We start from the raw sequence: 14961 nt of genomic DNA on the forward strand, positions 1-14961 counted from the left end.
TGCAGGGTCTTGCGCTGGGCGGCGAATATGGCGGGGCGGCGATCTACGTCGCCGAACATGCGCCTCCGGGCAAGCGCGGCGCGTACACAAGCTGGATTCAGGCGGCGGCGGCCGGCGGCTTCATGCTCACGCTGGGCGTGGTGTTGGGCACCAAGGCACTGATTGCGGAACCGGAATTTGTTGCCTGGGGCTGGCGCGTGCCGTTCCTGATGTCGATCCTGCTGCTGGGCATTTCGCTGTGGGTGCGGCTGAAACTGTCGGAAAGCCCGGTGTTCCAGAAGATGAAATCGGCGGGCACCACATCGGCCAATCCGTTCAAGGATGCGCTGTCGGCGCCGGGCAACAAGGGCCGACTGCTTGTGGCGCTGGCGGTGTCGGCCGGCTTCACGGTGATTTTCTACACCAGCCAGTTTGGCACGCTCTATTTCCTGCAGAACACCGCCCGCCTGCCGGAAACGGAGGCATTGCTCTACCTGGCGGTCGGTGTGCTGGTTTCGGCCCCGGCTTATATCTATTTCGGCGGGCTTTCCGATCGCTTCGGGCGCAAGGCGGTGCTGGCCACCGGCTTTGCCCTCACGTTGGTCGCGCTGTTCCCGATCTTCGATCTGATGGCCAAGGGCGCCAACCCGGCGCTGTCCGAAGCCATGGCCAATGCGCCGGTCACCGTCGAGTTGCCGGCGTGCGACTATAACATCTTCACCAAGCAGGAGGCCGAGTGCGGCAAGGCGCTGGAATGGCTGACCAAGCGCGGCGTTTCCTATGCCAAGACCGATGCAGACGTGCTGGCGATGAACGTGGCCGGCACACGGCTGGAAGGCTTTGACAAGGACAAGTGGGGCGCGGCGCTCAACACCGCCGGCTGGCCCGAAAAGGCTGATCCGGATCGCATCGTCGCCTGGCAATTGCTGCTGGCGGTGATGGCGATCGGGCTGCTTTCGGGGTGGACCTATGCCCCCATCGCCGCGATGCTGGTGGAAATGTTCCCGGCCCGGGTGCGCTATACCAGCATGTCGGTGCCCTATCACATCGGCACTGGGTATTTCGGCGGCTTTCTTCCGGTGATTTCGCAGTACATCGTTGTTTCAACCGGCGATGTGTTTGCCGGCCTGTGGTACACGATCGTGGTGGTGGCGGTGGGCCTGGTGGTGATGCTGCTGTTCCTGAAGGATTCGCGCCACATCAACATCAATGATTGAGAGCGCCCCATGACCGGACCGCTGGCGGGCATCCGCATCGTCGATTGCTCGCAGATCGTTTCGGGGCCGATGGCCTGCCAGATGCTGGGCGATCAGGGCGCCGAGGTGATCAAGGTCGAAAGCCCCGGCGGCGATCCGGTGCGCAGCCTTGGCCCGCGCAAGGCCGATCTTTCCAGCATGTTCATCGCCGTCAACCGCGGCAAGCAGGGCCTGTGCCTTGATCTGAAATCGCCTGACGGCATTGCCGTGCTGGAAACGCTGGTGAAAACGGCGGACGTGCTGGTGGAAAATTTCCGCCCCGGCGTGCTGGCCCGGCTGGGGTTGGACTGGGAACGCATGCAGGCGATCAACCCGCGCCTGATCTATTGCAGCATCACCGGCTTTGGCCAGGATGGGCCCTATCAGAATGTCCGCGTGTATGATCCGGTGATCCAGGCGGTTTCGGGTATTGCCGCCTCTCAGGTGGACAAGGAAGGCACGCCCGGCCTCGTGCGCCATCTGGTGGCAGACAAGGTGACGGCGCTCACGGCGGCCCAGGCCATCACCGCCGCACTGTTTCGCCGCGAACGCAGCGGCGGGCAGGGCGAGCGTATCGAAGTCGCCATGCTGGATGCCGCCATCGCCTTCAACTGGCCGGAAGGCATGTACAACTACAGCTTCATCGACGATGCGCCGGCGGCCTGGCCGGAATATGGCGCGCAGATGCGGCTGTGGAAGGCGGCCGATGGCCAGGTGGCGATTGGCGCCCTGCAGGATGCCGAATTCGTGGCGCTCACCCGCAGCCTTGGCCGCGAGGATCTGGCCAATGATGAACGCTTCCGCTCGTCTGCCGGGCGCATCAAGCACCAGCGCGAATGGGCGCCGCAGGTTTCCGCCGAAATTGCCCGGCGTACCCGCGCCGAACTGATGGACGGTTTCGTCGCACAGGGCGCGGTCGGCGGTCCGGTGGTGCACCTGGTCGATGTGCCGAACGATGCCCAGGTGCAGCACAACGGCATCTGCATCGAAGTGGCGCACAGCGAGGCCGTGGGGCGTGTGCGCCAGGCCCGGCCACCGGCCCGTTTTGGCCAGCCGCTGGATCCGGTCGGCCCCGCTCCGCATCTGGGGGAACATGGCCGGCAAATCCTTGCCGCGCTGGGCTATGACGCTGCCGCCATTGCCGCACTTGTGGATAAGGGCGTCCTCAAGGGCTGAAGCCCCTATCGCGGCCGGCACGGCTCTTGCATCATCTGCGACAAGCTTGCGCTGATTCTGCCATTGCACCCACATCAGGTGCTACCCATATCAGCCGGGACAAAAGCGAAGGTCAGCCCTTCGCGACGGAGATGACATGACCAACCAGACCCTGCCCGTGTTGCCCCTGCGCGATATCGTGGTGTTCCCGCAGATGATCGTGCCGCTGTTCGTCGGCCGCGAAAAATCGGTGGCCGCGCTCGAAGCCGCCATGAACGATGGCCGCACCGTGTTCCTGCTCAGCCAGAAGAACCCCGGCGATGAAGATCCCGGTGCTGATGAACTGTATGACGTCGGCACGCTCGCTAATGTGCTGCAGCTGCTGAAGCTGCCCGATGGCACGGTGAAGGTGCTGGTGGAAGGCCAGGGCCGCGCCACCCTGGTCAAGCTTGATGCCAGCGGGCCGCACCTGATGGCCGAAGTTGAAGACCGGCCGGACGTGGAGCGCAACGAAACGGAAGTCGCCGCCCTGCTGCGCTCGGCGCAGAGCCAGTTCGAACAGTACATGAAGCTGAACCGCAAGGTTGCGCCGGAAATCGCCAGCCAGATTTCGGCAGTGGAAGAACCCGGCCGCTTTGCCGACACCGTCGCCGCCAACCTGGGCCTCAAGATTGCCGACAAGCAGGCGCTGCTGGCCGAGCCCGATGTGGGCGCGCGGCTGGAGAAGATCTTCGCCTTCATGGAAGGCGAGATGGGCGTGCTGCAGGTGGAAAAGAAGATCCGCAACCGCGTGAAGCGGCAGATGGAAAAGACCCAGCGCGAATATTATCTGAACGAGCAGATGAAGGCGATCCAGCGTGAGCTGGGCGATGCCGACGAGGAAAAGGACGAAGTCGCCGAGCTGGAAGAGAAGATCAAGAAGGTCAAACTCTCCAAGGAAGCCCGTGAAAAGGCGCTGGGCGAGCTGAAGAAGCTGAAGGCGATGGCGCCGCAGTCGGCCGAAGCCACGGTGGTGCGCAACTACCTCGATACGCTGCTGGGCCTGCCGTGGGGCAAGCGCAGCAAGGTGAAGAAGGACATCATCGCGGCGCAGGCCGTGCTGGATGCCGATCATTTCGGCCTGGAAAAGGTGAAGGACCGGATCATCGAGTATCTGGCCGTGCAGGCGCGCACCAACAAGCTGAAGGGGCCGATCCTGTGCCTCGTCGGCCCGCCCGGCGTCGGCAAGACCAGCCTTGGCCGCAGCATCGCCAAGGCGACCGGGCGTGAATTCATCCGCCACAGCCTGGGCGGCGTGCGCGATGAAGCCGAAATCCGCGGCCACCGCCGCACCTACATCGGTTCCATGCCCGGCAAGATCATCCAGAACCTGAAAAAGGCTGGCACGTCCAACCCATTGTTCCTGCTCGATGAAATCGACAAGCTGGGCCAGGATTTCCGTGGCGATCCCTCAAGCGCGCTGCTGGAAGTGCTCGATCCGGAACAGAACAAGGCGTTCAACGACCATTATCTGGAGGTCGATTACGACCTTTCCGACGTGATGTTCGTGACGACGGCCAACAGCTACAACATGCCCCAGCCGCTGCTGGACCGCATGGAGATCATCAGCCTTTCGGGTTACACCGAAGATGAAAAGCTGGAGATCGCCAAGCGCCACCTGATTGAGAAGCAATATGAAGCGCACGGGCTGAAGAAGGAGGAATTCACGGTCACTGACGATGCGATCCGTGATCTGATCCGTTATTACACCCGCGAAGCCGGCGTGCGCAAACTGGAGCGCGAGATCGCCAAGCTGGCGAGGAAGGCTCTGCGCCGCATCCTGGAAGGCAAGGACACCAGCGTTACCGTGAGCAGCGAAAACCTCGCCGATTTCTCGGGCGTGCGCAAATTCCGCTATGGCCTGGCCGATGCCGAAGACCAGATCGGCGCCGTGACGGGCCTGGCCTGGACGGAAGTTGGCGGCGACCTGCTGACCATCGAAGCCGTCACCAGCCCCGGCAAGGGCAATATCAAGACCACCGGCAAGCTAGGCAGCGTGATGACCGAATCGATTTCGGCCGCACTCAGCTTCGTGCGGGCCCGCGCGACGCATTACGGCATCAAGCCGAGCGTGTTCGAGAAGAAGGACATCCATGTGCACGTGCCGGAAGGCGCGACGCCCAAGGATGGGCCCTCTGCGGGTATCGCCATGGTCACCGCCATCATCTCCACGCTCACCGGCGTTGCTGTGAAGCGCGATGTGGCGATGACCGGCGAAGTGACGCTGCGTGGCCGCGTGCTGCCCATCGGCGGCCTGAAGGAAAAGCTGCTGGCGGCGCTGCGTGGCGGCATCACCATGGTGCTGATCCCGGCCGAGAACGAGAAGGACCTGGCCGACATTCCCGACAATGTGAAGCAGGGGATGACGATCGTGCCGGTTTCCCACGTTGATGAAGTGTTGGCGCTGGCGTTGACCCAGCCGCTGGTGCCAATCGAATGGACCGAAGCCGATGAAAAGGCCGCCATGCCACCGGCCGCGGTGGCCACCGAACCGGCGGTGCGGCACTAAATTTGGTCGGAACTTGTGGGCGGGGCTTTACAGCGCCGCCCACGTCGCCTAATCGGCCACTCCGCACGCAAGTGGGCGCGTAGCTCAGCGGTAGAGCACTGCTTTCACACGGCAGGGGTCACAGGTTCAATCCCTGTCGCGCCCACCACTTGCCTTCCTCAGCCATAGGCTCCGAAGTGATTGGCAATCGCGATGCTGATCAACGGGATCAGCCGCGCCGTCGTTGCCATCGGCTCGATGAAGCGGCGCTGGATGCCGGCATAGGCCTGGGCGTCATCCTCCGGCCAGTCGGTCGCCTCATCCATCCGGTAATCCGCCAGATCAGGCGCCGTCACCGGGAAGGCGCGGCGCAATTGTTCCAGCGCCTCGTCCGTCCTCAAACTCAGCACCATGTCGAGCACATCATCGCGGCTGATATCGTTGCGGCGCGAGAACGCCGGGATATCGACCGCCCGCAGGAACAGATGCTGCATCAGCGCCAGCCGCAGCGCGTGCAGCACGCCCAGTGTGCGCCGCGTCGCCTCCGTGCCGGGATCAGCCGGTGATGGCTCCGGCAGGTGGCTCAGCAGTTGCCGGAGCTTGATATTGTCCACCCGCAGCATCGAGGCGAGGCGGCGGAATTGGCCGGAACGATCATCCTCCACCAGCTTTTCCGCCAGCGCCAGGCAGGGCCGCGCCAGGCGTTCTTCGGTGCCGCGATAGGGGCGCGTGGCCCAATAGGCGCTGTTGAACAGCTCGCCATAGGCGGCCAGCGACTTGATGCTGGCGATGGCGTTCGATGCTTCAACCAGCCCCAGCAATTGCCGCCCGCGGGCCGAACCTGCCAGCAGCGCCGCCAGCGCTTCCTGCGCGTCCACGCCGGCGCTGCCAACGCCGGACAGCACGTTCACTGGATAGCCCAGCTGCTGCAATATGGCGTTGTGCGGGATGGCGCGGATGGAGCGCAGCGAGGCATCGCGATCGCTGCCGATATCGCTCTGCCGCTTCAGCCGACGTGAACCGGTGACGGGGATCAGGCCGAGGCCAAAGGCGGTGATCGCCCGCGCATAGGGCCGGGCTTCGAACATGGCGCGCTGGTGGCGGCGGATCATGCGGTAGTAATCAAGGGAGAGATCCGTGCGGGTGTAGAACGGGTCGTCAGAGTCACTTGGCGCGCCGCCTGTTGCCAGCGTGGGCGTAATTTCGGCGATACGGGTCAGTGTCGCCAGCGCCAGCGTGTCGTGGCCGAAGAACAGGAAGCCATCGCCGCCCTGGAAGCTGGCTTCGGCCTCCACCCGGATGCCGGCCTTGGCGAATTGGGCGCGGGCCCAGCGGCTCATCGGCCAAGCCAAACGGTCGGTGAAGCTGGCCGGATGCGCGCCGCGACCCATGGATTCGCCGTGCGTGTTGAAGATCAGCGCCGCCACATCCGACAAGCCGTTCTTGACCATGGCGCGCGCCAGCCGGCCCTGCAGCCGCTCGATGGCCAGCGCCGCCGGCACCTGCCCCACGAAGCGCCCGGCATCGGAAAATCCGGTCTGGATCGCCACGCGGCCGCGTTGGCGGGCCTGCGCCTGATAGGCCGGCTCGGCCAGCAGCGCGTCCAGAAAGCGGCCGCCATGTTCCAGCGCCGTTTCCGTCTCGAACAGCGGCGACACATCCACCCGATCGGCAATGCCGAACAGTCGGGCAAAATAGAGCGCGGCCAGCACCGTCTGCGGCTGTTCGCATTCGGCGATCAGCAGGCGGATCGGCGTGTCGGCATCAACATGTTTCAGGATCGCCGCCATGGCGAGGAACTGGCGCACGGCGGTCGTGCTCTCTACCGCCAGCGCCGCGAAGTTGGAGCGGAGCGGCTTCACCGTTTCCAGCAGGCCGCGCAGCCGGATCAGCGCCTGGCCGCTGCCCATGTCCAGCGTGCCATCGGGATCGATGTGGCGGCGGATCGCATTGTGCAATTGCGCGGCGTTCACGCGGAAATGGATCCAGCCCATGCCCAGCCCATCGGCCGCCATGGCGGCAGCCAGCACCAGATGCGCCCGCGCCTGATCGGCGGGCAGGCTGGCGGCGGCAGTGCGCAGCAAGGCGCTGGGATCGGCCAGGCTGGTGAGCGCTGCGGCATGCGGCGCGGTGATCTGGTTGGCAATGGCCGACAGCGCGGCGGCATCATCGGTATCGCCGGCAAACAGGCCAGCCTGCGTTTCGGCATGGTTGGCCGCTTCCGACAGGCGCTCGGCCAGCGCCATTTCGCCCAGTCGCGCGGCCTCGCCCGCCATCAGCGCCAGCCGTGCGGCTTTCTCCTGCGCCCGGAAACCGATGCTGGTCGCCCAGCCGATATCGGTGCGGCCATCCATGTCATAGCCGACCCACGTCGCCACCCGGAACAGGCAGGGGGTGAGACTTTGCCACTGATCGGGGAAAGCCCGCGCCGCCACCGCCAGCACTTCGCCGTGCAGAAGGTCGCGCGCGCTTATCGCCCGGGTGATGGCGGCCAGCACCGCTTCATGCTCCTCCACCAGGCTGGGCGAGGGGCGGGTTTCCACCGGCGCAATGGCCACCGGCGTACCGCTCACGGCGGCTTCAGCCACGGCGGCATATTCGTCTGGCGTGAGCAGGAAGGTCGGGTGCGCGGTGAACACCACGTGCAGCAACGGCGCTTCCCAGCGTGCCTTGAAGGCGGTGAAGTCGCCTGTGGCCGATGCCTCCACCTGTGCGCGGAAAGTGGCGATATTGGCATCATCATCCGTTGTGCCCAGCAACCGTGCCAGCCGGTTCGCGCGGGCCTGAAGGCCTTCACGACCCAGTTCGGCAATGGCCCCGGCCAGCCCGGCCAGCGTCACCGTACCATCCTCCAGCCCGCGGCTGATCTCGAGCCCCAACTGGAACACCGGGTTGAACAGCGGCGTTTCCGCCGTGCGGGCGTGGAGTTCGGCCAGGCGCTGGCGATAGGTCTCGATCATGGCGCCATTCTGCCCGATTTGTGCAGTGCGGCAAGTTCAATCAGGCCGGGAAGCGGCAGGCAGACTCGCGGGCGACAAAATGCAGATCAGCGAACCAGCCGCGGGCGCTGCCGCCGGTCTGATCCGTGTCCACCGCCACGGCGATGGAAGTGGGCCTGGCGCTCGTACCGGGGAAGGCGCGGGCGTAATCGCCGGCCAGATCGGCGCGTTGTTCCACCCAGCGGCCGGCGTTCGCCGCGCCCGATTGCGCCACCACCATGCGGGCACGATCGGTATAGGCGTTGGGGGCTGTGGTGCCGATGGGGTGCACATTGTCCCACACATAATTCACCGCCGCATCGGGGATGGGTCCGGGGAACATGCGGCGGGCGAGGCCGAGCTTCATCTTCGTGGCCAGGCCCAATTGCCCATCGGGAATATCGAAGCCCACATACACACGTGCGGCGTAATCGTCGCCGACCTTGCGGCGCATGTCGGCCCCGGCCACCGGCGCCACGATGCGCCAGCGCCAGCACAGGATCGGCGTGGCGACCAGATCAACCGTGATCGGCCGGGCGAGAAGCGCCATGCTGGCCTCCGCGCTGCCCTCCACGGCCAATACGCCATCGATGCGCACGACGCGGTAGCGGGTGGGCGGCACCTTTTTGGAAACGAGAGCGACAGTCCAGGGCGGCGGCACCGGGCCTTCGGCGCTGAACTGGCCCACCACGACCGCCGCAATCAGGGCGGCGATCATGGCTTGAAGGCCGCCCACGCCGATGCGGTGCGCTGGATGACGGTGAGTATGCACAGGCCGGCATAGGCCAGCGCGATGGTGGGGAAGTGGGCGGGCCACAGGCAGAACAGGATGAAGACCACGATGGTCTCTGTCCCCTCCGCCAGGCCGGTCGAATAGAAGAAGCTCTTCTTGCCGTGGGCGCTGGTTTCCAGCCCGCGCTTGGCGGCGATGGCGGCAAAGGCGAGGAAGCTGATGCCGGTGAGGCCGAAGCAGCAGGCCAGCACCAGCGCCGGAATCAAATTGGCTGGCGCGGCCAGGCCAAAGCCCAGCGGCACGGCGAGATAGAAGACGAAATCGGCGACGATATCGAGATAGCCGCCGAAATCCGTTGGCCCGGTGATGCGCGCAACCGGCCCATCCAGGCCGTCGAGCAGGCGGTTGGCGATCACCAACACCAGCCCAACATCAAAATGGCCACCCGCCAGCGCAAAACCGGCACACACCGCCAGCAGGCCGCCACAGATGGTCAACAGATTGGCACTGATGCCCAACCGAACGGCACGCGCCGCCAGCAGATTCAACGGTTTATCAATGATGGGCCGCAGAATGGCGTCAAACATACGGAGTCACCAGGCCGATCATCGCGCCAGTCATCAGCGTGGCGAAATTGCCGGCGATCCAGCTCTTGAAGCCCAGTCCGGCCGCTTCGGCGCGGCGTTCCGGGCACAGGCTGGCGATGGTGGAAACGAGCAGGCCAATGCTGGCCAGATTGGCAAAGCCAGCCAGCGCGTAGGTGACGATGAGGGCACTGCGCGGGTCGAGCGTGCCGACGGGCAGGGCGGCCAGATCGAGATAGGCGACATATTCGTTGAGGATCGCCTTGGTGCCCATCAGCGCGCCTGCCGCCGGCGCCTGATCCCAGGGCACGCCAATCGCCCACATGAACGGCGAGAAGATCCACCCGAACATGCGCTTCAGGGTGAGGGCGGCCCCATCGACATGCGGCGCCAGCGCCAATATCTGATCAGTCAAATTCACCAGCGCGAAGATGGTGATGATGATCCCGATCACCGCCAGCATCAGCTGCACGCCTTCCATGGCGCCGCGCACCACGGCGTCCATGGCGCCGTCATAGGCGAGGTCAGGCTCGGCCGCTTCGCTGGACTGCGGCTGGCCCGGCACCATAAGGCGGGCGACCATCAGCGCGGCCGGAAGCGAGATCAGGCTGGCGACAATCAGGTGCCCGGCGGCGTTGGGGATGACCTTGCCCAGCGTGCTGGCATAAAGCACGAGAATCGCACCCGAAATCGTCGCCATGATCATTGCCATGATGGCGAACAGATCGGACCGGCTCATGGTGGCGAACCAGGCCCGCAGCACCAGCGGCGATTCAACCACGCCCAGAAACAAGGTGCCGCCGCCGCCCAGCCCGACGACGCCCGAAACGCCCAGGGTGCGCCGTAAGGCCCAGGACAGCCCGCGCACCAATGCCTTCAAGATGCCCCAGTGCCAGAGCAAAGCCGACAGCGCCGAGAAGACGATGATCAGCGGCAGGATCTGGAAGGCGATGATCAGCGGCGGGCTGGCGCCTTGCGCCAAGGCAAATGGCAGCGGCGCGCCGCCCAGATAGCCGAACATGTAGGAGGAGCCAACCAACGTGGCCTTCTCGATGGCGGTAACGCCCTGATTGGCGACGCCAACGGCCGCCCACACCGCCGGCACCCGCACCACGATCACGGCAATCGCCAGTTGCAGCAGCAACGCGCCGCCCAGCCAGCGCCAGCCAGGGCGATTGGCGCGGTCTTCACTGAACGCCCAAGCCAGCAGCAAAATGGCCGCCAGCCCGATCAGACCCTGAAATTGCTGCATGGCGGCTGGCATATCAGAACTTGTACGCGATACCGAACTGGAACTGCCGCGGCGGGCCGGCGTTGCGTTGCACGAAGGGTGCGCCGCCGCCGAACTGCACCTGGTTCGAGGTGGTGGCCGCGTTGGCAAAGCCGGAGCGGTTGTTGGCGTTGAACAGGTTGAACACGTCGGCCGACAGCTCGATGCGCTTCAACAGCAGGTAGCGGATGCCAAGGTCGACCGTGGCTGACCAAGGCAGCCGCGCCGAATTGCGGGAGGCGCCGGGGAAACGGTCGGAGTTGCCGACGAAATTCTCTCCGAACGAAGCGCCATCGCCGTTCAGATCCTGCGTGCCAAAGAGGCGTGCATCCGGCACCAGATTGACCGGTTGGCCCGACTGGAACAGGCCGGCGGCCGTCAACGTCAGGTCCTCGATCGGATAGAGATAGCCCACCGCCGAAATCACGTGCCGTCGATCGTTTGCCGACGGGCCATATTCGGTGCTGAAATCATTGGCATTGGCAGCGCGGAAGTTGATGTCGTCGGTGTCGTTCTTCAGCCGCGACAGCGTGTAGCTGAGGCGGAAGCCATAATCATCGGCGCCGCGCTCCTTCACGGCAGCCATGATGAGCGCCATATATTCCGAGCGGCCTTGGGTTTCCGAAACCGTGATCTGCCGCGCCCCGCCCGCGACCAGCGCGACCGGCCGGCTGGCATCAGCGGCAGCTTGGCTGCGCACGAGGCCCAGCGTCTGCGCCAGGGCGGCGCGCGCCGCATTGTCGGGCGCAGCCTGCAGCAGGGCGATATTGGCCGGGGTGAGCGCCGCCAGATTGGGCGTGAAGGCCGCCGGCGCATTCAGGTCGCGCAGCCGCACCAGATTGCGGCTGCGGCTGTAGATGCCATCCACGCTCAGCGTCAGTGTGGACGTCGCCTGATATTGATAGCCGCCGCTCAATTGCAGGCTCCACGGGCTGTCATGGCCGGTGGGCGACAATATGCGCGCTTCGCCCAGCGTGGCGGTGCTGCGCAGTGCCTGCACCTGCGCCGGGGTCGGGCAGGCCGATACCGTGGCGCAGGGCGGGGCGACGGTGAGGTTGCCGTCGAACGTCACGTCGCGCAGGTTGATACCGCTCGGGATGAGGCCGCGGCTCTGCAATTGGCCCAATTGGGTGAGGAAGCCCGGCGCTGTGGTGTTGCGCTGCAGGGCGTCGGAAATGACGGCATAACTCAATTTGCCGGTGAAGATGCCGGCGCCAAAGCGCACCGACGACCGTGCATCCGGCCGCCAGTTCAGCGCCAGCCGCGGTGCGATATTGTCGAAGTCACCGCCACCAGCACCCTTGGCGGTGAGGCTGTCATAATCCCAGCGAACGCCCAGCGTGGCGGTGAAGCGTGGGCTGATCTGCCATTCGTCTTCCAGATAGAAGGCCAGCAAGGTCTGATCGGTGCCGAAGGATTGCGGCCGCAATTCAACGGCATAATTGGCCACCACCGGGTTCAGCGCCAGCACGTCACTGGCGGTCAGGCCCAACCCGCGGCCGCCGGCACGCAGCGCGGCCAGTTGCGGCGCGGTCAGATCGACGACGAAATTGCCATCGGGGTTGCCGCCGCCCAACAGGGTGAAGTTGCTGTGGATGACGTCGGCGCCCAGCCGCAGCCGGTGCGCGCCCAGCTTGCGCTGCAGGCGATGGGTGGTCTGGATCGTCTCTTCCAGGCTGTCGAACAGATAGCCGGGGTGGCCGACGACGCCGGCGGTCAGGCCCGACGGATCGCGGATCACCACCTGCGGCCCCGGGCCGGCCAGCGCTTCGCCATAATCCCAGCGGAAGCGCGCATATTGCACGGCGCCGTCATAGCTCCAATCGTCGCCGGCATAGCTCGCCGTGGCGGCGACCAGCGTCGAATGGCGATCCTGGTTTGAGCCGGCCGAGGGCAGGCTGTTGTTGCCGCCGCCCAGCCCGCCGCCGGGCCGTTCGATGGTGACGCGGCCGATATTGGCGCGCAGGCCCAGGGTCCAGTCATCGGTCAACCGATGATCGAGCCGCAGCGAAGCGAGGTGGAACTGGTTGTTGCCGGTCACCGTGTCGGTGATGCCGAGCAGCGGCGCATCCACGACCTGGGTGTTGCGATCACGGGTGAACTCGTAGTTGATGTAGAAGAAGGTCTTGTCCTTCGCGATGGCTCCGCCGAGCGCAAAGCCGGCCTGGTAACGCTCGAAACTCTCGCCCACCTGGTTGCCCGACAGGTCGCGACGCGGGAAGGGCGAGGCGGCGTCCAGCGGCCGGCCGGGGCGGACCAGCGCATAGGCTTCGCCGTGCAGCTCGTTGCTGCCCGATGGCGTCGTATAGTTCACGATGCCGTTGGCGGTGCGCCCATAGGCAACCGAATAGCTGTTGGCGAGCACGGTCACGCTGCGGGTGAAGCCCAGCGGCACCGGGAACTTGATGCCGCCCAGGAAATTCTCGTTATTGTCGAGGCCGTCGATCAGATAATTGGTGTCGAGGCCATTGCTGCCGTTGATCGAGATCGACGGCGCTTCCGGGAAGAAGCCGGTGCTGGCCACCACGTTCGGCAGCCGGATCAGCGAACCGATCACGTCGCGGCCTTCGATGGGTAGCGCGGTCAACTGCTCACGGCCCAGCGAGGCGGAGACTTCGGCGTTGACGGCGTTGAGGCCAACAACAGTCCGCGCGCCGGTCACGGTGATGGTCTGGCCAACGGGGGTCAACCGCAGGGTAATGCTGCTCGAAAAATTGCTGCGCAAGGTGAGCGACTGCGGTTCGGCGGCGTCATAGGCGGCGCTGGCAGCGGTACTGATGCGGAACTGGCCGCTGGTGGTCAGGCCTTCCAGCCGCAGCAGGCCCTGCGCGTCGGTGCGGGCCACGCGGCGGAAACCGGTGCCGGGATTTTCGATGACCACCTCCACATCGGCTGCCGGTGTGCCGCTCAACGCATCCACCACCGAAATCTGGATGCCGGCCTGTTGCGCCTGCGCCGGCATCGCCACCATCGCTGCGCCGGCCAGAAAGACGGCCGCAGCCCGGTTCAAACCCTTCATTCCAATCCCCCAAGTGCTCCGCCACCCACAGGCGTGCGCGCGGTTTTCATGAATGTTGCCATTCAAATACGCAACAGGCCGGCAATTGGTTACCCCCTCTCCATTACCGCAATCGCCATGCGTGATAGCGGCCCACCCAGGCCAGCAGGCCCTGCGGCGCATGCGCCCGCTTCCAGTTGCCCGCGGCGAACTTGTTGGCTTCGGCCATGGTGGGGTAGGTGTGGATGGTGCCGAGCAGCTTGTTAAGGCCCAGGCCGTGCTTCATCGCCAGCACATATTCGGCCAGCAGCTCGCCGGCATGGTCACCCACGATGGTTGCGCCCAGTATCCTGTCCTTGCCGGGCGGGGTGAGGACCTTCACGAAACCGGTGGTGGCGCTGTCGGCGATGGCGCGGTCGAGTTCGTGCAGTTGGTAGGTGGTCACCTCGACCGCGACGCCCTTGGCCTTGGCTTCATCTTCCGACAGGCCGACGCGGGCAATCTCGGGATCAAGGAAGGTTGTCCATGGGATGACGCGATAATCCGCCTTGAAGCGGCGGAACTGGCCGAACAGCGCGTTCACCGCTGCATACCAGGCCTGGTGCGAAGCGACATGGGTGAACTGGTATGGCCCGGCCACATCCCCGCAGGCGTAGATATTTGGATAGAGCGTCGCCAGATAATCGTCGGTCACCACCGTGCGGACGGTCTCGATGCCCAGTTCTTCCAGGCCATAGCCAGTCAGCCGCGCCTTGCGGCCGACAGCAACGATCAGCGCGTCATAGGGCAGGGCGCGTTCCTGCCCATCGTGGCTGACGATCAGGGTCTGCTCACCCTCCACCCGCAGCGCAGCATGGCCGGTGAGCACCTCCACACCGGAACCGACCAGCGATGAATGGGCGATGGCGGCGACATCGTCATCCTCGCGCGGCAACACGCGCGGTCCCATTTCGACCTGTTGCACCTGCGCGCCCAGCCGGGCCAGCGCCTGGGCGAGCTCGCAGCCAATGGGACCGCCGCCGAGCACGATGATGCGGCGCGGGATGGTATCGAGCGCCGAGAATGCGTCCCACAGCGTGTCACTGGTCAGGTGATTGCTGTCGGTGAGGCCGGGCAGCGGTGGCACCAACGGTGCGGCACCGGCCGCGATGACGATGCTGCGCGTGGTCAGGCGCTGGGTACTGCCGTCGTGACGGGTGATCTCCACCGTCCATGGATCGAGGATGCGCGCATGACCCAGCTCCATGTCGACACCCAGCCCGGTGTAGCGCTCCACGCTGTCGTTGGGCTCGATGGTGGCGATGACGTTCCGGATGCGGGCCATGACGGCGCGAAAATCGAAGGTCGGCGCTTGCGGGGTCAGGCCATAGGCATCGGCGTGGCGCATCTGGTGGGCGATGCGGGCGGACTTGATCAAGGCTTTCGAGGGCACGCAGCCATAGTTGAGGCAGTCGCCGCCCAATTTGTGGCTTTCGACCAGCGTCACCTTGGCCTTTACCGTG

9 protein-coding genes and 1 tRNA gene are annotated in these 14961 nt (G+C 65.3%); 4 read left to right on the forward strand and 6 right to left on the reverse strand.

All coding sequences use genetic code 11. The features are described 5' to 3' along the window. The 4 genes from RT662_RS01340 to RT662_RS01355 form a co-directional block, all read left to right on the forward strand. Positions 1-1196, forward strand: a 1196-nt coding sequence (locus RT662_RS01340; protein WP_313668497.1) for an MFS transporter, incomplete at its 5' end; no start/stop codon positions are given. Positions 1197-1205: 9 nt separating this feature from the next. After that, positions 1206-2390 carry a CaiB/BaiF CoA-transferase family protein gene (locus RT662_RS01345; RefSeq protein ID WP_313668500.1) on the forward strand — a complete coding sequence of 395 codons (1185 nt, stop codon included), beginning with the start codon at positions 1206-1208 and terminating at the stop codon, positions 2388-2390. Positions 2391-2526: 136 nt separating this feature from the next. Continuing rightward, positions 2527-4917 (forward strand): endopeptidase La, encoded by a 2391-nt coding sequence (lon, locus tag RT662_RS01350; protein ID WP_313668502.1) that lies wholly within the window; start codon positions 2527-2529, stop codon positions 4915-4917. Between the two features lie 73 nt (positions 4918-4990). Next, positions 4991-5065: transfer RNA gene (locus RT662_RS01355), tRNA-Val, on the forward strand. A 10-nt stretch (positions 5066-5075) separates the two neighbouring features. Here RT662_RS01355 and RT662_RS01360 read toward each other — a convergent pair. The 6 genes from RT662_RS01360 to RT662_RS01385 all read right to left on the reverse strand — a co-directional run. Continuing rightward, complete coding sequence (locus tag RT662_RS01360) at positions 5076-7856, reverse strand: phosphoenolpyruvate carboxylase (RefSeq protein WP_313668503.1); 2781 nt, start codon at positions 7854-7856, stop codon at positions 5076-5078. Between the two features lie 40 nt (positions 7857-7896). Continuing rightward, positions 7897-8592, reverse strand: coding sequence for a DUF3047 domain-containing protein (locus tag RT662_RS01365; RefSeq protein WP_313668506.1), 696 nt, complete (start codon positions 8590-8592; stop codon positions 7897-7899). Next, on the reverse strand, positions 8589-9194 hold the full coding sequence (locus RT662_RS01370) for a CDP-alcohol phosphatidyltransferase family protein (RefSeq protein WP_313668507.1): 606 nt from the start codon (positions 9192-9194) through the stop codon (positions 8589-8591). Before RT662_RS01370 ends, RT662_RS01365 begins: the two co-directional genes overlap by 4 nt. Further along, entirely contained in the window at positions 9187-10443 is a 1257-nt protein-coding gene (locus RT662_RS01375; protein WP_313668509.1) for a nucleoside transporter C-terminal domain-containing protein, read from the reverse strand. The genes RT662_RS01370 and RT662_RS01375 overlap by 8 nt, the downstream gene beginning before the upstream one ends. A 13-nt stretch (positions 10444-10456) precedes the next feature. Further along, on the reverse strand, positions 10457-13480 hold the full coding sequence (locus tag RT662_RS01380; protein ID WP_313668511.1) for a TonB-dependent receptor: 3024 nt from the start codon (positions 13478-13480) through the stop codon (positions 10457-10459). A 103-nt stretch (positions 13481-13583) separates the two neighbouring features. Next, positions 13584-14961 (reverse strand): dihydrolipoyl dehydrogenase family protein (locus RT662_RS01385; RefSeq protein ID WP_313668513.1); only part of this gene is annotated, 1378 nt, incomplete at its 5' end.

The sequence above is a fragment of the Sandarakinorhabdus sp. genome (assembly GCF_032115815.1).
Classification (GTDB): Bacteria; Pseudomonadota; Alphaproteobacteria; order Sphingomonadales; family Sphingomonadaceae; genus Sandarakinorhabdus.